This is a genomic window from Corticimicrobacter sp. (assembly GCF_040137905.1).
Taxonomy (GTDB): Bacteria; Pseudomonadota; Gammaproteobacteria; order Burkholderiales; family Burkholderiaceae_B; genus Corticimicrobacter.
In genome coordinates this window covers 13,177-34,608 of the sequence record NZ_JBEFDG010000004.1, presented here as the reverse complement: position 1 = coordinate 34,608, position 21,432 = coordinate 13,177, and the positions used below count along the sequence as shown (strand labels likewise).

Sequence of the window (21,432 nt, the reverse complement as noted above, 5' to 3'; positions counted from 1 at the left end):
CGCGTGCGGCAGATGTCGTGAGTCGACTGTTATCGGTCGATATGCAGGCGGCTGAGGATGCTGCCATGTGGCGCGAGCACCTGCCGGCGCAGTGTATATGGCTGCCTTTTTTCATGAGTGGCACGGATGGGCCCGTCATGGGGGCGCTGGTGCTGTGGCGTGAGCAGGCTTGGACCCAGCCAGAGCAGGCCTTGCTGGAATCCCTGGCGGATGCCTATGCGCATGCCTGGCGTGCGCTGTCGCGGCGTGGCCGTGCCGGTGTGGTGGCCATCCGTCCGCACCGCCGTCGCCTCTGGTGGGGGGCGGCAGCATTATTGCTGGTGCTGTTGCTCTGGCCGGTACGGCAGTCAGTACTGGCTCCCGCAGAGGTGGTGGCTCATCAGCCTGCCATGGTGCGGGCACCGATTCAGGGCGTCGTGGATCAGGTTGAGGTGCAGCCCAATGAGGCCGTCAAGGCAGGCCAACTGTTGCTGACGCTGGATGCCCGCGAGCTGGAAAGCCAGCTTGAAACGGCTCGGCAGGCACTGGCCGTGGCGGCGGCCGAATTGCGTCAGGGGCAGCAGCAGGCGCTGCTCGATGCACGCAGCAAAGCCATGTTGGGGGTATTGCAGGGCAAGCGTGACCAAGCAGTTGCGGATGTGACGTATCTGGAACAGGCACTGGCGCGCAGCCGTATCCATGCCGTGCGCGATGGCATCGTGATTTTCGATGATCCGAATGATTGGATCGGCCGGCCTGTGGCGCTGGGCGAGCGGATCATGATGTTGGCCGACCCTCAGGAGGCTGCGCTGGATATTTCACTGCCGGTGGCAGACGCGATCGCGCTGGCCCCGGATGCGCAGGTCAAGTTCTTCCTGAATATCGCACCGGCCTCGCCGCTCGATGCCCGTCTGGTACGCATGGGATATCGCGCCAGTCCGATGCCGGATGGCGTGATGGCCTATCGCGTGCGTGCTGCCTTTGCGCCAGAGGAGGCGCTGCCTCGTATCGGATTCAAGGGAACGGCCAAGCTGTATGGCGAAAGGACGATCCTGTTTCTGTACCTGATGCGGCGGCCGTTGGCGGCGTTGCGTGCTTGGCTGGGGTGGTGAGGGGGTGTTAACGATCCTGGACAAACGGATGCACCTGAATATCAGCATCGGGAAAAGATGCGACCAGCTTGAGTTCACCACCGAGTGCCTTGATGTACTCCCGCAGTGTGCTGATGTACATGTCGTCGCGGTGTTCCAGTTTTGAGATGGCTGCCTGTTCAACGCTCATGGCTTTTGCAACTGTGACTTGTGTCACTTTGCGGGTTTTGCGCAGTTCCTGGAGTTGCATGTCTACCAATATGGCTTCGGCTTGCGCGGCTGCGCGGGACTGAGCCTCCGGTGACATCTGTGCACGTAGTTCACTGAATTTTTTTGCCATTGATCCGCCTTTCTTTTCTCAAAGTCCCGATGTGTATGTCATACAGTGCGTCTGCTATTGGTATGTTTTTTTCGTACCAGCGGTCATTACCGGTCTTGTCTCCACCTAGCAAGAGGATGGCGCAGCGACGAGGGTCAAATGCGTAAAGAATCCGGTATGGACGCCCAGCATGCTGCACGCGAAGTTCACGCATATGGGCGTGCCTTGACCTTGCGATGCTGGATGTATGAGGGAACCCGAGGTTTGGGCCTTTTTCTTCCAGAAGCCGAACAGAAGTATCGATGGATACTTGCTCGAGTTCGGTCAGTTTTACCCACCACTCAGCCAGTTCGTCGGTGTATTCCACATCCCATTTTGCAGTCATTATTCCTTCCGAAGACTATTCTGTCAAAGGAATATTTTGGTGCTTCAGGAAGATTTGGGAAAGATGTAGATATACCAGCGATTCCTGAGTCCGACTCTATACGGAAACGGTGAAATGGCTACTGTCGATATCCGAGCATCTTCCAACCCGGCCCAGCCCCCTCAACCATTCGCACTGCCCCCTCTGCGCGATGAGCTTCTGCTGCATGAGGGGCCGCGACTGGCGGATGGCTCACCTTCCTGGACACTTGAGGATCCGGGGCGCGGGGCATTTTTCCGGATCGGCTGGGTCGAGGCGGAGATGCTGTCGGCCTGGCAAGAGGGATCTGCGCAGGCCGTGGCACAGGCCGTGATGGCGCGTACAACTCTGATGGTCGATGCGACCGAGGTGGAGCAGTTCGCCCGTTTCCTGCAGCAGCAGCATCTGGTGCGCCTCCAGGGTGAGCAGGCGCTGGCGCAATTGCAGGAGCAGGCCGAGCGTGCGCGCCGGCATGCAAGCTGGTATCAGCAGGCGTTGCGACACTATCTGTTCATCCGCATTCCACTGTGTCGGCCGGATGGCTTCCTGAACCGCACCTTGCCCTGGGTGCGCCGCGTATTTCTCAATGCCGGGTTCCTGTGGCTGACACTATTGGCCGGGGTGTTGGGTCTGGTGCTGGCGTTGCGTCAGTGGGACGAATTCCTGCATACCTTTCCCTATTTCTTCACGCTGGAAGGGGCGGCACTGGCCGGGCTGACGCTGGTGCTGGCCAAGGTCGTGCACGAGCTGGGCCATGCCTATGTCTGCAAGCACTATGGATGTCGTGTGTCGACCATGGGCGTGGCCTTGATGGTGCTGTGGCCGGTGCTCTATACCGATACCTCCGGTGCCTGGCGCCTGCCGGGCCGGCGGCCCAGGATGATGATCGGCGCTTCCGGCATGCTGGCCGAAACGGCGCTTGCGGCCTGGGCCACGCTGGCCTGGAGCTTTCTGCCCGACGGCATGTTGCGCAGTGCCATGTTCGTGCTGGCGACCACGACCTGGATCCTGACGCTGGCGGTCAATCTCAACCCTTTCATGCGCTTCGATGGGTATTTCCTGATGTCCGATGCGCTGGCGGTTCCTAACCTGCAGCAGCGTTCGTTTGCGCTGGCGCGCTGGCGGCTGCGGGAATGGCTGTTCGGCTTTGGGGATGTCGCGCCCGAGGTGTTCGAACCGTGGCGAGAGCGGGTGCTGACCGTCTACGCCTGGTGTGTCTGGATTTATCGTTTTTTTCTGTTCCTGGGGATCGCCCTGCTGGTGTATCACATGGCGTTCAAGGTCCTTGGGATCATTCTGTTTCTGGTGGAAATCGTGGCCTTCATCCTCAAGCCTGTCTGGACCGAAATGCGTGAATGGGGCAAGCGGCGGCAAGACCTGCACTGGAATCGGCGCACCGTGACCGTAGTTGCGCTGTTGCTGACCCTGTTGCTGCTGGCCGTTGTGCCGTGGCGCACGGCTGTGCATGCGCCTGCGTTGTCGCGTGCTGCCGGGCAGTTCCAGATCTATGCGCCTGTGGGGGCGCAACTGGCGCAACTGGAGATTCGTCCGGGGCAACCGGTGGTGCAGGGTGAGCCGTTACTGGCATTGGATGCACCTGCATTGCGCCATGAACTGGACAATGTGGCCCGCCGGCTGGCGCAACTGCGTTGGCAATCGTCTTTCCATCCGCTGGCCACTGATACCCGGGCACAGGCGCCAGTGGCCCGGCAGGAGCTGTCGGCGGTGCAACTGCGGCTGGCCGTGTTGCAGCGGCAGGTGCAGCAGTTGACGGTAGCCGCCCCGTTTGACGGGGTGGTGGTGGATATGGCAGAGCCGCTGGGGGTGGGAGAGTGGCTGGAGGCCGGAGAATGGCTGGCCACGATCGTGGCACCAGGCGAGCGGCTGCTGGAGGCCTACGTGGCCGAGCAGGATGTCGCCTATCTGCGCGAGGGTGATGCGGCCTGGTTCTACCCGACCGATCCGGCACAACCCGCGGTACAGGCCGAGGTCGTGACCATTGCCCAGACGGCAAGTCATGATCTGGGGGCGGTGCCGGAGCTGGCCTCTGTACATGGAGGTGCGCTTGCGGCCAGCAAGGATGGTCAACGGCTGGCACCTGAGCAGGCGGTGTATCGAGTGGTCTTGCGGCTAGCAGCGTTGCCGGAGTCTGCGCAGGTCATGATGACTGGGCAGGAGCAGGCAGGACAGTACGCTATTGCGCCTGTTTTGGTGGGCAGTGTGGCGATAGAGGGCGAGGCACGCAGTTGGGTGGCGTCGGTCTGGCGTCAGGCGGTCGCCGTGTTCGTGCGGGAAATGGGTTTCTGAGGCTGAAGGGCTGGCCCGCCCAGGCGGCAGTGCAAGGACCGCATGCCTCAGTCGGCGTCGCGATCTTCCATCAGGCTCGAGTAGCGATAGACGACTTTCGAGCCAGTTTCCACCAGGACGATTTCCACCAGCCAATCGCCATCGTCCAGGGGTGAGACCGGCTGCCCGACTTCATACTTCAGGCCCAGCGGGCCCAGCAACTTGAGGGTACCGACCGGGACGTTGGGTGGTGTGTTCAATGCGTGTGACATACCCGTATCCATACGTTATTTTGAGCAGTCGCTAGATTACCAGCGTTGACCGGTCATCAGAACCCGTCATGGCATGAGACTGGCCCTCATGGCCGATATTCGGTAACCTGCCCGGCATCGTGCAGCAGAGAGGCTCCGTCATGTCCATCCAGTTTGATTTTGTCGATTTACGCCTGTTTACCTATATCGCCGAGGAAAAAAGCCTGACCAAGGCGGCAGGGCGGGCCTGCCTGTCCTTGCCTGCCGCCAGCATGCGGATCAAGAACCTTGAACAGTCGATCGGCGTGCCGTTGCTCAATCGCAGTGCCCAGGGCATCACGTTGCGCCCGGCTGGTGAAGCATTCCTGCATCATGCGCGGCAGGTGCTTGGCCAGATCGAACTGCTCAGCTCGGATCTGCAGGAGTATGCCAAGGGCATCAAGGGGCATGTGCGCATCCTGGCCAATACCACGGCGATGACCGAGTTCCTGCCGCATGTGCTGAGCGATTTCCTGGCGCACTGGCCGGATGTGAACATCGACCTGAGCGAGCGCCAGAGTGATGAGATCGTCAAGGCGGTGAGTGCGGGCGTGACCGACATCGGGATCGTGGCAGGCTCGGTCAAGACGGCTGGCCTGCTGACCCTGCCGTACCGGAAAGACCGCCTGGTGCTGGCCGTGTCGGAAGATCATGAGCTTGCCCATCATGACCGTATTCCCTTCGAGCGCACCATGGATTGTGATTACATCGTGCTGCACGAGGGCAGTGCCATCTACGCCTTTCTCAATCGTGCCGCAGGCGAGATCAACCGGCAGTTGCGGATACGCATCCAGGTGGGCAGTTTCGAGGCTGCCTGCCGCATGGTGGCAGCCAATGTGGGGATCTCCATCCTGCCCGAGTCAGCAGCCCGGCGCCATGCTCGCAGCCTGCCGATCAAACTGGTGGAGCTGGAAAACACCTGGGCCATCCGCAATATGCTGATCTGCGTGCGGGACATGGAAACCCTGCCGCATTTCACGCATGAGCTGATTCGACTGTTGCAGCAGGATGGCGAGGTTGTAAATGTCGATGAGGCGGGCTAGTCAGGTATCAAATACCTGATCCCCCCCATCACCCCTGATGGAGTGAAGGGTGTCTTTGTGTGTGTGTTGACAACAGCTACACACACGACTGGCGTTTGTGTATCTGTTGTATTTACACGAGGAGCCTCGCCATGCGTGCTGCCGCCATCAATCTACGTGCTCTGCCAGAGCAGCGCGATCTCATCGATCATGCCGCCAACCTGCTGGGAAAGAACCGCTCGGACTTCATGCTGGAGGCCGCCTGCGAACGTGCCCAGTCCGTTGTGCTCGATCAGGTCCACTTCTCGCTGGATGCAGAGAAATTTCAGCAGTTTGCTGACCTGCTCGATGCACCCCTTCAGTCCAACGCTGGATTGGAACGCCTGTTGGCACTGAAACCAGCCTGGAACAAGGGATGACCCTTGAACTCATCGCGCCGCAGCCTCTGACGTCAGATCATGACTGCACTGATTTTTCTTGCGGTGAACCGGTACTGGATGAATGGCTCAAGCGTCGGGCGATGGCCAATCAGGTCAGCGGAGCCAGTCGCACTTTTGTTGTGGCCGATAACGAGCGCCGTGTTTACGGCTACTACGCAATGGCGGCAGGTGCCGTGTCCCATCAGTTCGCGATAGGTGGTGTGCGCAGAAACATGCCTGATCCGGTGCCTGTCATGGTCTTGGCTAGGCTTGCGGTCGACATTCAGGCTCAAGGTATCAAGCTGGGTGGCTCACTGCTGCAGGATGGCGTCAACCGTGCGCTGAACGTTGCGCAGAATACGGGCGTTCGTGCCTTGCTCGTGCATGTCCTGCACGAGCGCGCGAAGCTGTTTTACGAGTATTACGGCTTTCAGGCCTCTCCGGCTGATCCGCTGGTACTGATGCTGGGTTGAGCCATGCCAAGCCGTAATGCCGAGGAACATGGCCAGGCACCACCGCTATGGCAGTCGGCGACGACAGACATTGCCAACTCGGGCGTGCCAACCAAGGTGGGCATGAAGCTCACAGGTTACAAGACCGTGGCAATGTTTATGCACTATCCTCATACCGAGGACAAACCGGTGCGCGAAGCGGCCGAACTGGTGGCGAGCCGGCTGCAGGCGATCACCGGCGCATCGCGCCCGGCAGAGGCAACGGCGTGACTGGTAAACATGCTCCCGCCTTGCCAGCCCCGATTGTCGTGTCGCTGTCACGACAATCGGGTGTGCCGCACCTTGTGGGGCGGCCTCACTACGCCATCTTGAGAAGTGTGCCCGATACGGGTATAGTTTGGAGGTCGATATGACGCGCATCCTCAAGCGCAAGGACTTTGCGCGGTGGCAGTCGGGCGAGAAGCTGCCCGATTCCGCCTTGTGCAAGGCGGTTCAGGAGATGGAAAGCGGTCTGATCGACGCGGACTTGGGCGGCTTCCTCTACAAGAAGCGGGTGGCTCGCCCGGGTGGTGGCAAGAGTGGCGGCTATCGCACGTTGCTGTCGGCCAAGATTGGCAGCCGCTATGTGTTCTTGCATGGGTTCCCCAAGAGCGACAAGGCGAACATCACGCAGGACGAGAAGAAGGCGCTGCAAGTCGCCGGCAAGGTGTTCTTGGAATTGCCCGCCGAAGCTTTGTCGAAGGCGTTGCAGTCGGGTGTTTTACTGGAGGTGCATTGTGAGCAAGATCATTGAATCGCTGCGTGGCGACCTGGCGACGCTCCACGAAGTCGGAGCGATCAGCAAGGTGACGATGCGCGAGTTCGACGCGATTTGCCCGCCGCCGGTGCGGGAGTTCGGCGCTGTTGAAATCAAACGCCTGCGTGAAGCCTTGAAGTTCAGCCAGCCGGTGTTCGCGCTGCACCTGCATACCTCGGCCTCGACCGTGCGCAAGTGGGAGCAAGGCGAGACTCGCCCGGCCGGCCCGGCGCTTAAGCTGCTCAACGTCATTGCCGACAAGGGTTTGCAGGCCATCATCTGATGCCTGCTACACGCCATCCAAGTTTTCGCGTTGCACAGTCATCGTCTTGTCTACCATGACCTGGGATGGCTTTTGCAATCCGTTTTCGGTGCTCGGCTGTACGGTAATTCGTAACAGGGGGGCGGTCACCGAACGGCTACTGCGCCGCTTTTGTCCTAGTCGACTAGCACATTCCCCACCAGCATGCCGCCGCCGACCAGCCAGCCGAACAGCAGGGCGGCCAGCAGAATGGGGTGCCAGCCGGCTTGCCGGATGACCGACAGGCGGGTGGTACAGCCCAGGGCTGCCATGGCAGCTGCCAGGCAGAAGGTATCCAGTTGGTGTGCGCCTTGCAGAACCACAACCGGCATGGGCAGCCATGAGTTGAGCCCTGCGGCCAGCAGAAAGCCGAAAGCGAACCAGGGAATGACGATGCGGCCTAGTGTGTGTGCCGCATCTGACGTGCGCGGCGACAGCACGCGGGCGACATAGAACGACAGGCCGATCAGGAAAGGGGCGAGCATCATGACGCGGACCATCTTCGAGACCACGGCGAGATAGGCCGCCTCCTCGCCGATGGATTGGCCGGCGGCCACGACCTGTGCGACCTCGTGGATGGTGGCACCGGTGAACAGGCCGAACCAGCCCGCAGACCAGTCGAACAGCATGTAGCGCAGGTTGAGCTGATAGAGCTGGGGGTACAGGAAAAGCGCCAGCGTGCCGAACAGTACGACCGTCGAGATTGCCACCGTGACCTGGGCCGGCCGGGCCTGCAGGACGGGGGCCGTGGCGATGACGGCTGCCGCGCCGCAGATCGAACTGCCTGCGCCGATCAGCATGCTGGTGCGCTCATCCAGGTTGAACAGACGGGTGCCCAGTATCCAGGCCAGCATGAAGGTGCTGCCGAGCATGATGGCATCGAAGAGGACGCCTTGCCAGCCAATGCTGCCGATATCCTGCAGCGTCAGTCGCAAACCGTACAGGACGATGCCCAGCCGCAGCAGAATCTGCTTGCTGAAACCCAGACCCTCCTGTGTCGCGGCATCGAAGCGACCCAGCAGCGGGCCTGCCAGCAGGCCCAGGGCGAGTGCCAGTGTCAGGGTCCCTAGTCCATGTGCCTGCAGCCAGGGATGCCGGGCGATCCACATGGCGGCCAGTGCCAGGCAGTTGGCCAGCATCAGGCCGGGCAGGTAGGCGCGAAGGCGCTGCGGCCAGTGGGGGAGCCGCTGGGTACTGTCAGCCGCGGTGATGTGGCGAATATGCGCCTGCCTTGTATCGATGTTGCCGTTCGACGATGAAATCGGGGCACTATGATCAGGCGGAATGGGCAGCGATTGCATGGCGGTATACACGGCAAGAGAGATGCGTGGTAGTGTGAGGCCGCCATATTTATCTGTAAAACTGGTTATATGGTTATATCCTATTGAAATAAACGATAAAGAAGGATGCCCGTCATGCATCTCACGCTGCGCCAGCTGGAAATTTTCATTGCCGTGGCCGACTGCGGCAGTACGTCTGCTGCGGCGACGCATATTGCCCTGTCACAGTCGGCCATCAGTGGTGCGCTCAACGAGTTCGAGTCGCTGTTGGGCATTCGTCTGTTCGACCGTGCCGGCAAGCGGCTGGTGATTAACGAGACGGGGCGTGCCTTGTTGCCCCAGGCCAGGGTTACGCTGGAGTCTGCGCGCCAGATCGAGCGCCAGTTCGGTGTCGGCCTGCCCGTGTCGGCGCAGGTTCAGGCCCCCGTATCGATTCGGTTGGGGGCCAGCACGACCATCGGCAATTATCTCGTGCCAGGCATGGTGGCGGCTTATCTGAGGGCTGCGCCGCTGGCCCGCGTCGAGGTGGAAATCGGCAATACCCGTGATGTGGCGTCGGCAGTGGCGCGGATGGAAGTGGATCTGGGGTTGATCGAAGGCCCCTGCCATGAGCCGGATCTGCATGTCGAGCACTGGATGGACGATGAGATGGTCATCGTGGCTGCGCCTGGTTATCTTTGGCCAAGGGAGTCCGCTCATGACAAACAGGATGATGAGGCTGTGCATGTCAGACCGGCTGTGTTGCCCGAGCAACCCATTACGCCCATGGTGTTGCGCCAGGCCTGCTGGCTGTTGCGCGAGCAGGGCTCGGGCACTCGCGAGACGGTCGAACAGGCACTGTTGCCACATCTGGACCACTTCGAGAGTGCGATGTACCTGGGCAGCTCGGAAGCCATCAAGCAGGCCGCAGCAGCAGGCCTGGGCGTGACCTGCCTGTCTCGGTCGGCCGTGCAGGATTTTGTGGCGGCCGGACGCCTGATGATATTGCACACGGCCCTGCCCCGGATCGAGCGTCGTTTCTACCTGATCCGGCACCGTGCCCGTATCCTGTCGCCAGCCTTGTCGCAGTTCATCGGCATGCGCAGTGCGGAGTTGGAAAATGGTGATGGACAGCCGTCGTCGGCAGCGCAACAATCTGCACTTTGACCGGAGCGGCACGATGCAGATACGCGATGCACAGGCCGGTGATGCCGCAGGGATCGCCGCCATCTACAACTACGCAGTCACGGATACGCTGGCGATCTGGAACGAGCGAACGGTAGACGCCAGCGATCGTGCAGCCTGGATCGCGGCGCGCCAGGCGCAGGGCTATCCGGTGCTGGTTGCGGTCGATGACGCGGGCGGCATCCTGGGCTATGCCTCATTCGGTGACTGGCGCACCTTCGAAGGCTTTCGCCATACCGTCGAGCATTCGGTATACGTGCGTCCGGACTGTCATGGCAAGGGACTGGGGCGGGCACTGCTGACGGCGCTGATCGCGAGGGCACGAGAGGCCGGAAAGCATGTGATGGTCGCTGGCATCGAGGCCGGCAACGTGGCATCCATCCGTCTGCACAAGGCCTGTGGTTTCGTGCAGACGGCGTTGATGCCACAGGTCGGGACCAAGTTTGGCCGCTGGCTGGATCTGGCGTTCCTGCAACTGATGCTGGATGACGGGGAATAGTGACCCAGTCTGGCCTTTACGCCGTTTGCTGCTGTTCGGAAAGCTGTTCGGATAGCGTGCGTAGCCGTTCTCGACTGTTGCTGAGGTGGGTACGCATGGCGGCGCGTGCCGAATCTGAATCCTGCCGTTCGATGGCGCTCAATACCACCTTGTGTTCGTTGTTGATCTGCCGCAGATATTCCTGTTGTTCCTGGATGGTGCGGTGTACTGCATTGACACGGCTGCGCGGAATGATGGCGGCACCCAGTTGCTTTAGGACGTCCGCAAAATAGCGATTGCCGGTTGCGGCTGCAATGGCCGTATGGAAGGCGATGTCTGCTTCGATGCTGGCTTCACTGCGCACGGCGCTTTCGCCGCGCAGGTCGCATTTCATGTCGAACTGTTCAAGTGCGGTGCGCATTGCGTTGATGTCATCGGCAGTACGGCGCTGGGCTGCCAGACCGGCTGCCTCTGACTCTATGCTGATCCTGAATTCCAGTATGGACATGACATCAAGCAGCGTGACGAGATTGCAGTTCAGGCTGATGTCGCTATGTACGGGGTCAGGCATGTCCAGAACGAATGTGCCAATGCCATGACGGGTTTCGACAAGCCTGGCTGCCTGCAACTGGGAAATGGCTTCGCGTACGACAGTGCGACTGACACCTTCTCTTTGCATCAGCTCGGCTTCGGGGGGCAGCTTGCTGCCCGCCTGGAATGCCCCCTGGCGGATTTGCTGGGTCAAGGACAGTACGACTTCCTGAGTCAGGCTACGGCTTCGTTTGCGCGGTGCGTTCTGAGGATTCATGAATGGGCGGACCAGTATTGGCTGAGCGTCGTACACATGGTTTACGTAGATTCCATATGTTAAGTCATCCTATGACATATCTGTGAGCAAATCGATCATGCGGGCTTTATTTCATCTGTCATCGATGTAAATACGCTATGTTGTATGATGACTGTAATGGTTTGAATATATGGAAATCCCTATGTTTTTCAGATTATTGTGATATTTTTGGTTTTGAGGTTGCTTTTTTTATCTCTTATTGTACGATGACGTACTTCTTTATGGTTGTAGTACATCTTGTTCTGGTGACATTAGGAGAAAGCCGTGACCACCCCCCAGGAACTCAAAAGTATTCTTTCGCAAGGCCTGCTGTCGTTTCCGCTGACGGACTTTGACGAACAGGGCGATTTCAATGAAAAGGCCTATGCCGCTCGCCTCGAATGGCTGGCCCCTTACGGTGCCAGCGCATTGTTTGCGGCAGGCGGCACAGGCGAGCTGTTTTCGATCAGTGGCGATGAGTACGGCACCATCATCCGCACGGCGGTGCAGGCCGGTGCCGGCAAAGTGCCCATCCTGGCGGGGGTGGGTGGCCCGACGCGTACTGCGATTGCACAGGCCCAGGAGGCCGAACGCCTGGGGGCTCATGGCGTGCTGCTGCTGCCGCATTACCTGACCGAGGCCAGCCAGGAGGGTATCGCCGCCCATGTGGCGCAGGTCTGCCAGTCCGTAAAGATCGGTGTGGTTTTCTACAACCGGGCCAACTCTCGCCTCAGCGCGGAGTGGCTGTTGAAGCTGGCGGATGCGCATCCCAACCTGATCGGTTTCAAGGATGGGGTGGGTGACATCGAGCCCATTGTACGCATTCGCCGCAAGCTGGGCGACCGCTTTACCTACCTGGGCGGCCTGCCGACAGCGGAAGTCTATGCCGCGGCATACAAGGCCATGGGCATCCCTGTCTATTCGTCGGCCGTCTTCAACTTCATTCCCAAGACCGCCATTGCGTTCTACCACGCCGTTGCCGCCGGGGATCACGCAACGACGAACCGCTTGATCGATGAGTTTTTCCTGCCCTATCTGGAAATCCGCAATCGCAAGCAAGGTTATGCCGTCAGCATCGTCAAGGCCGGTGCCCGCCTGGCAGGTCATTCCGCCGGTCCGGTTCGTGCGCCGCTGACCGATCTGGAAGAAGAGGAAGTGCAGGCGCTGAAGGCGTTGATGGACAAGCTGGGCAGCCAGTAATCGCAGTTCTTTCTAAAGGATGGATGATGACAATTAGCGGCGCGATGTTGATCGGCAATCAGCGCGTCCATGGCGAGGTGGGCGGGCAGCAGGCCGCCAATCCCGCTACGGGCGAGACGTTGGAGCCAACATTTGGTTTTGGTGGGGCCGAGCATGTCGAGCAGGCTGCGCGGTTGGCGCAGGCGGCATTCGATCCTTATCGGCATTTGCCACTGGCGCAACGTGCACAGTTCCTCGAAGAAATCGCCAGCCAGATCATGGCATTGGGCGATGAACTGCTGGCGCGTGCGCATGCCGAGACAGGATTGCCGCCGGCGCGTCTGCAGGGCGAACGTGGCCGGACGGTGGGGCAATTGCGCCTGTTTGCGCAGGTGGTGCGTGATGGGCGTTTTCTGGCGGCCAGCGTGGATCCTGCCTTGCCGGATCGCACGCCATTGCCGCGCAGTGATCTGCGGCTGGCAAAGGTGCCGCTGGGGCCGGTCGCCGTGTTCGGGGCCAGTAATTTCCCGCTGGCGTTTTCCGTGGCGGGCGGCGATACGGCGTCGGCCCTGGCCGCTGGCGCGCCTGTGATCGTCAAGGGGCACAATGCGCACCTGGGGACGTCGGAACTGGTCGGGCAGGCAATCGTGGCGGCCGCGCAAGCCACGGGGATGCCGGAAGGCGTGTTTTCCCTGTTGTTCGGTGCCGGTACGCAACTGGGCAGTGCCCTGGTGGCGCATCCTGCCATCAAGGCGGTGGGCTTTACCGGATCGCGGCAGGGCGGTCTGGCCCTGGTGCAGGTGGCACAGGCCAGGCCCGAACCGATCCCGGTCTATGCCGAAATGAGCAGCATCAACCCGGTATTCCTGTTTCCGGGGGCGCTGTCGGCTCAGGCGGCGCAATTGGGCAAGGCATTTGTCGATTCGCTGACGCTGGGATGCGGTCAGTTTTGCACCAACCCAGGGCTCTTGATCGCCCAGGCCGGGCCGGCTCTGGATGCATTCCTGGCTGCGGCTGCTGCCGCAATGGTCGAGAAACAGGCCGCCGTGATGCTGACCCAAGGCATACACCAGGCATACGAGAAAGGGGTGTCGCACCTGGCGGCGGCAGGCGTGCAGGCCGTCTCTGAAGGATTGCCGTCGCAAGGCGTCAACACCGCCCAGGCCGTGCTGTTCACCACGACGGAAGCGCATTTCCTGGCGTCTGCCGCACTGCGTGAGGAAGTATTCGGTCCGGCCGGCTTGCTGGTCAAGGTTGATTCAACCGAGGCTTTTGCACGCATTGCCGAGACGCTGGAAGGTCAGTTGACGGCGACCTTGTTCCTGGAGTCTGAAGACCATACGGCTGCGCAGCCACTGGTGCCTGTGCTGGAGCGCAAGGCGGGCCGGCTGCTGGTAAATGGCTTTCCGACCGGTGTCGAGGTGTCGCATGCCATGGTTCATGGTGGGCCTTTCCCGGCCACGTCCAATGCGGCATTTACGTCGGTAGGCACGACGGCCATTGATCGCTTCCTGAGACCGGTCTGCTATCAGGATTTCCCGGATGCGCTGCTGCCGCAGGCATTGCGGCGAGCCAATCCGCTGGCGATTCCCCGTTTGATCGATGGCGTGCCGGAGACAGACTGCTAAGTCTGCAGGCCTATGCCAGCGATACAAAACGGGCCGGAGGCACATTGCCTCCGGCCCGTTTTATCGCGAAGTGTTCGGAAAGCGCTTACTTCACCCCCAGAAACGGCACTGCCGATCCCGGTACCTGCGTCGTTGGCAACTGGCCATCCCATTTCTCGACTGCCATCAGGTTGACCAGCCCCGTATTGGAGGCCAGGGCCTTGGCGCGTGCCTCGATGGCGGCCGCTTCGGCTTCGCCACGCAGCCGGATGCCGTCGGCTTCAGCCTGGAATTGCTGACGCTTGGCGTCGGCGTCGGCCTTGGCCTGCACAACCTTGATTTCGGCCTGGATCTCGGCGGTCTGTTTTTGCTGGCGCGTGGTTTCGATCTGGACCTGGGCCAGCATGCGCTGTTCGATGCTCTGCTCGTAGGCCTTGGAGAAGCCGACTTCCTCGACCTGCAGGCCCACGATCTGCACGGGTGCGTCGCGCATGGCCAGGTTGACGGCCTGCAGGGCGTCAACGCCAAGCTTTTCGCGTTCCTGGATGGCGCGCACGGCAGTGAATTTGCCGAATACGTTCTTGACGGCATCGGGGGTGCGGCGCTCGATGACGCGGGCCTGCAGGGCTTCCAGCGTGCCGTATTCGCTGTAGAGATCGGCCACACGGTCCACCGGTACCCGGTAGGTGACCGACACTTGCATGGTGGCGGGTTGCTGGTCGTAGGAATAGGCTTCCAGCGGCATGACGACATTGTGGTCGCGCACCGAAATGAAGCGCACGCTGTCCAGTACCGGCGTCTTGAAGCCGAGGCCGGGTTCGGCCACGTGTTGCAATGAGCCGTTGCGCAGCACGACGGCGCGTTCGCCCTGGTCGGTCTGGTAGAACGCGCTGAAGGCGCACAGGATGATGACGACGAACAGGCCTGCGGCAAGGACAAAGAAGCCGGCTTTGTTTTTCATGTTTTCAATCTTGGTTTGCATGGGGAGTTACCTGTTTTTCCTGGACAGGAGTGCACGAATGCCGACGGCGATCAGGTAGGCAACGACTGCGGCACCGACAATAATCAAGACGGTTCTCACTGTTTTTCCTGAGAATGAGGGCAGCCGTATTGGACCATAAAAGCGATTCCGGAAATGTAAGGATGGAATAATTCTCATTCTGCTCTATGCGTGTTGGCATGCAGGACAGGCTCGAGCGTATTGCGGACATAAATTTCCGCATAAACAAGATCTGCACCTTGCTTTTTCTGTAATGGCTGGCGGGCTACCGTTACGGTCTTGTGTTTCACTAAAGGTTCAGCCGTGATGTTTCTCCGTATTTGTCCCTGCTTCTTGGTGTATCGCCTGTGCCTCCATGTCAGACTAGATCCGGTCATCAACGAGACCGGATCTGTCGCTGGGCAGATGCCATGATGAGGACGACCTCTTTGAGCATGGCCGCAGTTGCCTTTCGCAAGCACGCCACGCTGGCCGATCCTGATTGCCTCGTTGACGTGACGACTGAGCGCCCGGTGCCTGGGCCACACGATCTGCTGGTTGCTGTTCGTGCCGTTTCGGTCAATCCCGTTGATACAAAGATAAGGGCGGGACTGGTAGCTGCGCCCGATGCCGTTCAGTACCTGGGCTGGGATGCCGCCGGAATCGTGGAGGCAGTAGGCGAAGCTGTCACTCTGTTCCGGCCTGGCGATACGGTGTATTACGCAGGTTCGTTCGATCGCAGTGGCAGCAATGCACAGTTCCATCTGGTGGACGAACGCATCGTTGGCCATATGCCCCGGAGTCTCAGCTTCGCCGAAGCGGCGGCGCTGCCTCTGACGTCGCTGACTGCCTGGCAACTGTTGTTCGACCGCCTGGGCATGCCGCCCGGCAAGCAGGCCTATGCCGGCAGCCTGCTGGTGTTGGGAGGCGCGGGTGGCGTCGGGTCAATGCTGATCCAGCTTGCTCGGCGGTTGACTGGTCTGACCGTGATCGCCACGGCCTCACGCACGCAGAGCCGCGATTGGTGCTTAGCGCTCGGTGCACATCATGTCATCGACCACCTACAGTCGTTGCCGGAGCAGATCAATGCGCTGCCGGTACCGCCGGTCACGCACGTCGCGGCACTGTCGAACACAGCGGGGCATTGGACGGAACTGGCGGAATTGATCGCCCCGCAGGGCCGGCTCGCCATCATCACAGACCACGATGTGCTGGATGCCGTTCCCTTCAAGGCCAAGAGTGTGTCGCTGCATTGGGAAATGGTGTTCACGCGTCCGTTGTTCGGCACGCAGGACATGGTTGCGCAGCATGGCATTTTGGATGAAGTAGCCGCGTTGGTTGATATTGGTGTTCTACGTTCGACTGTCAACCGTGTGCTCCATCCACTTGATGCCGCCAGGCTGCGCGAGGCGCATCGGCTAGTGGAGGACGGTGGCATGACCGGCAAGATCGTGGTAGCGCGCTCTGCGGAGGATCTGGTGAGGACGGACTAATACTTGAGCATGACGGACAGTGCATGGTCAGCATCGACTGGCAGATTCAGTCAAAGCGGAAACAGGTGCTCGGCGATGAAGTCTACAAATGCCCTGATTTTCGGAGAGAGGTGACGGCTTGAAGGCCACAGCACATGGAAGACCATGCTTTCGTGGTTGTATTCGTCGAGCACGGTAACCAGCTTGCCGTCTTGCAATTGCTGGAACACTGCAATCTCTGGAAGGCAGGCGATGCCCAACCCTTGCTCTGCAAAGCATACTTGCGGATCGAGGGTGTTGGTCACCATGCTGATCGGCAATTCAATCGCCGGCATATCAGCAGCGCGTGTCACAGGCCATGTGTCCAGTTTTCCCGTGCTTGGGAAGCGATACAGCAGGCATGCGTGATGGGCTAGATCAGCAGGCTCGTGCGGAATGCCGGCCTGACTGAAATAGCTCGGTGCGCCGACGATCACTCGGCGGCAGGAGCCAAGGCGGCGCGACACCAACCGGGAATCACTGGGCTCTCCGGTGCGAATCACCGCGTCGAAGCCTTCTTCAATGACGTCTACCAGGCGATCTGAATAGTCGAAGTCCAGCTCGATGTCCGGGTAGAGCCGCTTGAACGTAGCGAGCCTCGGCATGAACAGCGTACCGACCGAGGGCAGGCTGATGCGCAGCTTGCCTCTCGGTGCGCTTTGGGTCTGCAGAAGTTCTGCTTCTGCAGACTCCACTTCGCAGAGGATGCGGCGGCAGCGTTCCAGGAATAGTGTGCCTTCCGGGGTCAGGCTGATGGTGCGGGTGGAGCGATGGAACAATCGTACACCCAGACGTTCTTCCAGTCGCACGATCGCCTTGCTGACGGCCGATGCCGAAATGCCGAGTTGCCGGCCTGCGGCAGTGAAGCTGCGCGCTTCCCCTGCGCGAACGAACACATTCAGCGCGCCCAGGTTTTCCATGCACTCTCCTATTTATGACTTATAAGTCATAAATATTATGAACTTTATCCTATTTTTCATTTATCTATACTGCGCGACACTATGGAAAGCATTCTGGCGTAGCAATCGGTTGCGCGGAGATAGAGAAGAAAGGGCTTTAAATGACAACGCATACTGCGCTCCGAAGTGCGGAAAGACTGCCGTTAGGCGCATTGCTGGCTTTGGCGATGGCGGCCTTCATTACCTTGCTTACCGAGATCATGCCGGCGGGATTGTTGTCTTCCATCGCGCAGGGGCTGAACGTTTCAGAAAGCCTTGCAGGACAGTTCATCACCGCCTATGCAGTGGGCGCGTTGTCCGCTGCGATCCCCGTCACAACGCTGACGCAGGGCATGCGCAGGCGTCCACTGCTATTGATTGCGATCCTTGGGTTTGCGGTTGTCAATCTTGTCACCGCGTTGTCCGACAGCTACGGCGTTTCCCTCACGGCGCGCTTTTTCGCTGGTGTCTTTGGCGGTATCGTCTGGTCTTTGCTGGCTGGCTATGCTGTGCGCCTGTCGCCGTCGCATCTCAGTGGTCGAGCAATTGCAATTTCCGGTGCTGGCGCGACCATCGCATTGGTGCTCGGTGTGCCACTCGGCACCTGGCTAGGCCGACTCATCGGCTGGCAAGGTGCCTTTGGGTTGATGACAGTTCTGGCACTACTGCTTATGGTCTGGATCGTTGCAATCGTTCCAGATTTTCCTGGCCAGGTGAAGGCAAAGCGTCAGGCACTCTCCAGTGTCTTCCTGAAAACCGGCATACGCTCTGTATTGTTCGTGGTCTTCACCTTTGTCGTTGCCCACAACATTCTCTACATCTACATTGAGCCTTTTCTGGTGCCTTCGGGCTTATCCGCCAAAGTAGATGTTGTGCTGTTTGTGTTTGGGGCGGGCTCGATCATTGGCCTCTGGTGGATCGGTGCGTGGGTTGATCGCCAGTTGCAATGGCTGGCCGTGGCAAGCATTACTGTTTTCGCCTTTGCTTCTCTGTTGCTCGGTCTTTGGGGCGATAGTTCGCAGATGGTTTATCTATCCATCATGGCTTGGGGGCTTGCCTTTGGCGGATTTGCCACGATCACCCAGACGGCATTGTCTCGTTTCGCGGGTGATTCGGTCGATGTTGCGCAGTCTGTATATACGACGGGTTGGAATACTGCTGTTGCCGGCGGCGGCGTAGTCGGAGGGCTTCTGCTTGAGTGGATGGGTGTCGCATCGTTTGCCTGGATCGTCATCGGCATTCTTGCCATTTCGCTGCTGGGGACGGTGTTTGCCATGAACAGAGCGCTGGCAAGTCGGAACTGACACTGGAGTTTCAGGTGGCTGTGTTCGACCACGTTTTTTATTGTGATGGCCACCGCAAATGAAAAAAGGCGCTCCGTTTCAGGGAGCGCCTGTGCCGTCGCCGCGTGCCTGATGGTCAGGCTGAATATGGCGGTTTGTTCAAGCCCAGGGCCTGAGGTCAGGCCAGCGTCAGCGTGACGTCGATGTTGCCGCGCGTGGCGTTGGAGTAGGGGCAGACCACGTGTGCTTTTTGGAGCAGGTCTTCGCCGACGGCGCGGTCGATGCCCGGCAGGGAGACGTTCAGTTCGACCTGGATGCTGAAGCCGGTCGGGATCGGGCCGATGCCGACGCTGCCGGTAATGGACGTATCAGCGGGCAGGGCGACTTTTTCGCGGCCGGCCACCAGACGCAGCGCGCCCAGGAAGCATGCCGAATAGCCCGCGGCAAACAGTTGCTCGGGGTTGGTGCCTTCGGCACCGTTGCCGCCCAGTTCACGCGGCGTGGAGAGTTTGACGTCGAGCTGGTTGTCGGACGATACGGCACGGCCATCACGGCCGCCGGTGGCGGTGGCATGGGCGGTGTAGACGACTTTTTCGAGAGACATGGCAAGATTCCTTGGTGGGTGGGGAAAAGAGATCAATCCGGCGTGATATGTCGCGCCAGTCGTTCACGCAGGGCTTCGAGTTCCTGCTTGAGCGTATTCAGTTCGGTCGGCGCGCAGCCGGTGGCACAGACGGCCCCTTCGGGGACGCTGCGGGCGCGCTGTTGCATGGCACGTCCGGCATCGGTCAGGCCGATGCGTACCTGGCGTTCATCTTCCTGGTCGCGGGTGCGGGTGACCAGTCCTGCCGTCTGGAGACGCTTGAGCAACGGGGTAAGCGTTGCGGAGTCCAGGTGCAGGCGTGCGCCCAGTGCCGAGACGGTCAGGCCGTCGTGCTCCCACAGCACCAGCATGACCAGATACTGCGGATAGGTCAGGCCAAGATCGGCCAGCAACGGGCGGTAGACCTTGTTCATCGCCAGGTGCGCCGCATAGAGGGCGAAGCACAGTTGCCCGTCGAGCCGGTAGGCGGCATCGGGCAGGGCAGGCGAAGAAGCTGTAATGGCTGTATTCATGAGGTCAATATATATCGTGCAATATTAAATAGCAAGCTATTCATTTTGTGAGATCAGACAGAAAGCGATAGAGCGCGTACCAGACCATGGCATCAGCAGCGATTTCTGATCGTGCGGCGGTTGTGGCAAAAATGACATGTCACGCGCCTACAATCGGCGCATATCCATCGTGCAGAGAACCCCATGCCTGATTTCGACCATACCGTACGCCCCACCCGCCAGCCGCCATTCATGCCCTTCACGGGTTTCATGGAGGCCGAGGCCGCCGTGCAGCGGCTGATCGAGATCTATGCACGCAATACGGCTTTCATCCGCGATGCCTTCGGTGCTTTCGTGCGCAGTCAGCAGATGCCGGATCACCGTGTGCGTGCCTGCTATCCGGCCATCCGCATCCGTGTCACGTCACACCAGGAAGTCGACAGTCGCCTGTCATATGGGCACGTGGTCGAGCCAGGTATCTACATGACCACGGTGACGCAGCCGGCACTCTATGCGGATTACCTGCGCGAGCAGATCGGCCTGCTGATCGACAACCATGGCGTGCCGGTGGAGATCGGTGAGTCGGATACGCCGATTCCATTGCATTTCACGCTGACCGATGGGGCCTATGTCGAGGGCGTCTATCCGGATGGCTCGGGCCATGTCTTGCGCGACCTGTTCGACGTGCCGGATCTGGCCGTCATGGACGATGCCATCGTCAATGGCACCTGGAAAGGGCGGCCGGACAGTCCCCGGCCACTGGGGCCGTTCACGGCACCCAGGGTGGATTACTCATTGCATCGCCTGCAGCACTACACCGCGACTGCGCCGCAGTATTTCCAGCATTTCGTGCTGTTCACCAATTATCAGTTCTATGTGGATGCCTTCTGCGTCTGGGCACGCGATACGCTGGCACGCGGAGAGGGCGGTTATACCGCTCTGGTGGAACCCGGCAATGTGATCACGGTGGCAGGGGCCGATGCACAGCCGCAGGGGGCAACGCCGACGCGGACGCCGCAGATGCCGTCCTATCACCTGCTGCGCGAGGGACATAGCGGCATCACGGTCGTCAACATCGGCGTCGGCCCGGCCAATGCCAAGACCATCACCGACCATGTGGCGGTGCTGCGGCCATCGGCCTGGCTGATGTTGGGCCATTGCGCCGGGCTGCGGACTACCCAGCGACTGGGTGACTATGTGCTGGCGCATGGCTATGTGCGCGAGGATCATGTGCTGGATGATGACCTGCCGACCTGGGTGCCGGTACCGCCGCTGGCCGAGATCCAGGTCGCACTGGAACAGGCCGTGGCCGAGGTGTCGGGCGTCAGTGGCTGGGAACTCAAGCGGATCATGCGTACCGGCACCGTAGCCACGACCGATAATCGCAACTGGGAATTGCGCGATCACGACGAGCCGGTGCAACGCCTGTCGCAGTCGCGGGCAATTGCGCTGGACATGGAGTCGGCCACCATCGCGGCCAACGGTTTCCGGTTCCGGGTGCCCTATGGCACGCTGCTGTGCGTGTCGGACAAGCCGCTGCATGGCGAATTGAAGCTGCCCGGCATGTCCAGCGAGTTCTATCGCACGCAGGTGGGCCAGCATTTGCATATCGGGATTCGTGCGCTGGAATTGCTGCGCGAGATGCCGGAGGCACGGCTGCATTCACGCAAGCTGCGCAGCTTTCTGGAGACGGCATTCAAATAGGCCGCACAGCCGGGCCTGTGGGTTAGCCGA

23 protein-coding genes and 1 pseudogene are annotated in these 21,432 nt (G+C 60.3%); 15 read left to right on the top strand and 9 right to left on the bottom strand.

Annotated features, from left to right (window positions below; genetic code table 11):
- A partial coding sequence (locus ABN482_RS00540; RefSeq protein ID WP_349502157.1) for an efflux RND transporter periplasmic adaptor subunit occupies positions 1 to 1,091 on the top strand: 1,091 nt, incomplete at its 5' end.
- 7 nt (positions 1,092 to 1,098) lie between these two features.
- On the opposite strand, the gene ABN482_RS00535 is transcribed toward ABN482_RS00540, so the two are convergent.
- Together ABN482_RS00535 and ABN482_RS00530 are read right to left on the bottom strand one after the other, a co-directional pair.
- Positions 1,099 to 1,410: a helix-turn-helix domain-containing protein gene (locus tag ABN482_RS00535; RefSeq protein WP_349502156.1), complete on the bottom strand. Its 312-nt coding sequence runs from the start codon at positions 1,408 to 1,410 to the stop codon at positions 1,099 to 1,101.
- Positions 1,391 to 1,774 carry a type II toxin-antitoxin system RelE/ParE family toxin gene (locus ABN482_RS00530; RefSeq protein ID WP_349502155.1) on the bottom strand — a complete coding sequence of 128 codons (384 nt, stop codon included), beginning with the start codon at positions 1,772 to 1,774 and terminating at the stop codon, positions 1,391 to 1,393. The genes ABN482_RS00535 and ABN482_RS00530 overlap by 20 nt, the downstream gene beginning before the upstream one ends.
- Positions 1,775 to 1,888: 114 nt before the next feature.
- On the opposite strand from ABN482_RS00530, the gene ABN482_RS00525 reads away from it, so the two are divergent.
- Positions 1,889 to 4,099, top strand: a complete 2,211-nt coding sequence (locus tag ABN482_RS00525) for an efflux RND transporter periplasmic adaptor subunit (protein ID WP_349502154.1) — start codon at positions 1,889 to 1,891, stop codon at positions 4,097 to 4,099.
- Positions 4,100 to 4,146: 47 nt separating this feature from the next.
- Here ABN482_RS00525 and ABN482_RS00520 read toward each other — a convergent pair whose 3' ends face one another.
- Positions 4,147 to 4,350 carry a DUF5397 family protein gene (locus ABN482_RS00520; protein ID WP_349502153.1) on the bottom strand — a complete coding sequence of 68 codons (204 nt, stop codon included), beginning with the start codon at positions 4,348 to 4,350 and terminating at the stop codon, positions 4,147 to 4,149.
- Positions 4,351 to 4,490: 140 nt separating this feature from the next.
- On the opposite strand from ABN482_RS00520, the gene ABN482_RS00515 reads away from it, so the two are divergent.
- The 6 genes and pseudogenes from ABN482_RS00515 to ABN482_RS00490 all read left to right on the top strand — a co-directional run bounded on the left by ABN482_RS00515 (position 4,491) and on the right by ABN482_RS00490 (position 7,340).
- Entirely contained in the window at positions 4,491 to 5,411 is a 921-nt protein-coding gene (locus ABN482_RS00515; RefSeq protein ID WP_349502152.1) for a LysR family transcriptional regulator, read from the top strand.
- A 131-nt stretch (positions 5,412 to 5,542) separates the two neighbouring features.
- Positions 5,543 to 5,809 carry a type II toxin-antitoxin system TacA family antitoxin gene (locus tag ABN482_RS00510; protein WP_349502151.1) on the top strand — a complete coding sequence of 89 codons (267 nt, stop codon included), beginning with the start codon at positions 5,543 to 5,545 and terminating at the stop codon, positions 5,807 to 5,809.
- The gene (locus ABN482_RS00505) at positions 5,806 to 6,282 is read left to right on the top strand and encodes a GNAT family N-acetyltransferase (protein WP_349502150.1); all 477 of its coding nucleotides are present in this window, start codon (positions 5,806 to 5,808) and stop codon (positions 6,280 to 6,282) included. The genes ABN482_RS00510 and ABN482_RS00505 overlap by 4 nt, the downstream gene beginning before the upstream one ends.
- Positions 6,283 to 6,339: 57 nt before the next feature.
- Positions 6,340 to 6,531 (top strand): annotated as a pseudogene (locus ABN482_RS00500) (integrase); the annotation flags it as partial.
- 139 nt (positions 6,532 to 6,670) lie between these two features.
- Positions 6,671 to 7,054: a type II toxin-antitoxin system RelE/ParE family toxin gene (locus ABN482_RS00495; RefSeq protein ID WP_349502149.1), complete on the top strand. Its 384-nt coding sequence runs from the start codon at positions 6,671 to 6,673 to the stop codon at positions 7,052 to 7,054.
- On the top strand, positions 7,038 to 7,340 hold the full coding sequence (locus ABN482_RS00490) for a helix-turn-helix domain-containing protein (RefSeq protein ID WP_349502148.1): 303 nt from the start codon (positions 7,038 to 7,040) through the stop codon (positions 7,338 to 7,340). Before ABN482_RS00495 ends, ABN482_RS00490 begins: the two co-directional genes overlap by 17 nt.
- Before the next feature lie 155 nt (positions 7,341 to 7,495).
- Here ABN482_RS00490 and ABN482_RS00485 read toward each other — a convergent pair whose 3' ends face one another.
- On the bottom strand, positions 7,496 to 8,659 hold the full coding sequence (locus ABN482_RS00485; RefSeq protein ID WP_349502147.1) for a YeiH family protein: 1,164 nt from the start codon (positions 8,657 to 8,659) through the stop codon (positions 7,496 to 7,498).
- 114 nt (positions 8,660 to 8,773) lie between these two features.
- On the opposite strand from ABN482_RS00485, the gene ABN482_RS00480 reads away from it, so the two are divergent.
- Positions 8,774 to 9,784, top strand: coding sequence for a LysR substrate-binding domain-containing protein (locus tag ABN482_RS00480; protein ID WP_349502146.1), 1,011 nt, complete (start codon positions 8,774 to 8,776; stop codon positions 9,782 to 9,784).
- A gap of 13 nt (positions 9,785 to 9,797) precedes the next feature.
- On the top strand, positions 9,798 to 10,301 hold the full coding sequence (locus ABN482_RS00475) for a GNAT family N-acetyltransferase (protein ID WP_349502145.1): 504 nt from the start codon (positions 9,798 to 9,800) through the stop codon (positions 10,299 to 10,301).
- A gap of 16 nt (positions 10,302 to 10,317) precedes the next feature.
- On the opposite strand, the gene ABN482_RS00470 is transcribed toward ABN482_RS00475, so the two are convergent.
- On the bottom strand, positions 10,318 to 11,088 hold the full coding sequence (locus tag ABN482_RS00470) for a FadR/GntR family transcriptional regulator (RefSeq protein ID WP_349502144.1): 771 nt from the start codon (positions 11,086 to 11,088) through the stop codon (positions 10,318 to 10,320).
- 303 nt (positions 11,089 to 11,391) lie between these two features.
- Between ABN482_RS00470 and kdgD the strand changes: the two genes are divergently transcribed.
- Both kdgD and ABN482_RS00460 read left to right on the top strand, forming a co-directional pair.
- Positions 11,392 to 12,306: a 5-dehydro-4-deoxyglucarate dehydratase gene (kdgD, locus tag ABN482_RS00465; protein WP_349502143.1), complete on the top strand. Its 915-nt coding sequence runs from the start codon at positions 11,392 to 11,394 to the stop codon at positions 12,304 to 12,306.
- Positions 12,307 to 12,332: 26 nt separating this feature from the next.
- Positions 12,333 to 13,913 (top strand): aldehyde dehydrogenase (NADP(+)), encoded by a 1,581-nt coding sequence (locus ABN482_RS00460; RefSeq protein ID WP_349502159.1) that lies wholly within the window; start codon positions 12,333 to 12,335, stop codon positions 13,911 to 13,913.
- Positions 13,914 to 13,998: 85 nt separating this feature from the next.
- On the opposite strand, the gene ABN482_RS00455 is transcribed toward ABN482_RS00460, so the two are convergent.
- On the bottom strand, positions 13,999 to 14,853 hold the full coding sequence (locus ABN482_RS00455; protein WP_349502142.1) for a prohibitin family protein: 855 nt from the start codon (positions 14,851 to 14,853) through the stop codon (positions 13,999 to 14,001).
- 473 nt (positions 14,854 to 15,326) lie between these two features.
- Between ABN482_RS00455 and ABN482_RS00450 the strand changes: the two genes are divergently transcribed.
- Positions 15,327 to 16,364, top strand: coding sequence for a zinc-binding alcohol dehydrogenase family protein (locus ABN482_RS00450; RefSeq protein ID WP_349502158.1), 1,038 nt, complete (start codon positions 15,327 to 15,329; stop codon positions 16,362 to 16,364).
- A gap of 50 nt (positions 16,365 to 16,414) precedes the next feature.
- On the opposite strand, the gene ABN482_RS00445 is transcribed toward ABN482_RS00450, so the two are convergent.
- Positions 16,415 to 17,302, bottom strand: coding sequence for a LysR family transcriptional regulator (locus ABN482_RS00445; RefSeq protein WP_349502141.1), 888 nt, complete (start codon positions 17,300 to 17,302; stop codon positions 16,415 to 16,417).
- A gap of 140 nt (positions 17,303 to 17,442) precedes the next feature.
- On the opposite strand from ABN482_RS00445, the gene ABN482_RS00440 reads away from it, so the two are divergent.
- Complete coding sequence (locus ABN482_RS00440; RefSeq protein WP_349502140.1) at positions 17,443 to 18,624, top strand: MFS transporter; 1,182 nt, start codon at positions 17,443 to 17,445, stop codon at positions 18,622 to 18,624.
- A 157-nt stretch (positions 18,625 to 18,781) separates the two neighbouring features.
- Here the strand turns inward: ABN482_RS00440 and ABN482_RS00435 are convergent, their stop codons facing one another.
- Together ABN482_RS00435 and ABN482_RS00430 are read right to left on the bottom strand one after the other, a co-directional pair.
- On the bottom strand, positions 18,782 to 19,207 hold the full coding sequence (locus ABN482_RS00435) for an organic hydroperoxide resistance protein (protein ID WP_109062786.1): 426 nt from the start codon (positions 19,205 to 19,207) through the stop codon (positions 18,782 to 18,784).
- 32 nt (positions 19,208 to 19,239) lie between these two features.
- Complete coding sequence (locus ABN482_RS00430; protein ID WP_349502139.1) at positions 19,240 to 19,719, bottom strand: MarR family winged helix-turn-helix transcriptional regulator; 480 nt, start codon at positions 19,717 to 19,719, stop codon at positions 19,240 to 19,242.
- A gap of 183 nt (positions 19,720 to 19,902) precedes the next feature.
- Between ABN482_RS00430 and ABN482_RS00425 the strand changes: the two genes are divergently transcribed.
- Complete coding sequence (locus ABN482_RS00425; RefSeq protein WP_349502138.1) at positions 19,903 to 21,402, top strand: AMP nucleosidase; 1,500 nt, start codon at positions 19,903 to 19,905, stop codon at positions 21,400 to 21,402.
- Positions 21,403 to 21,432 lie beyond the last annotated feature (30 nt).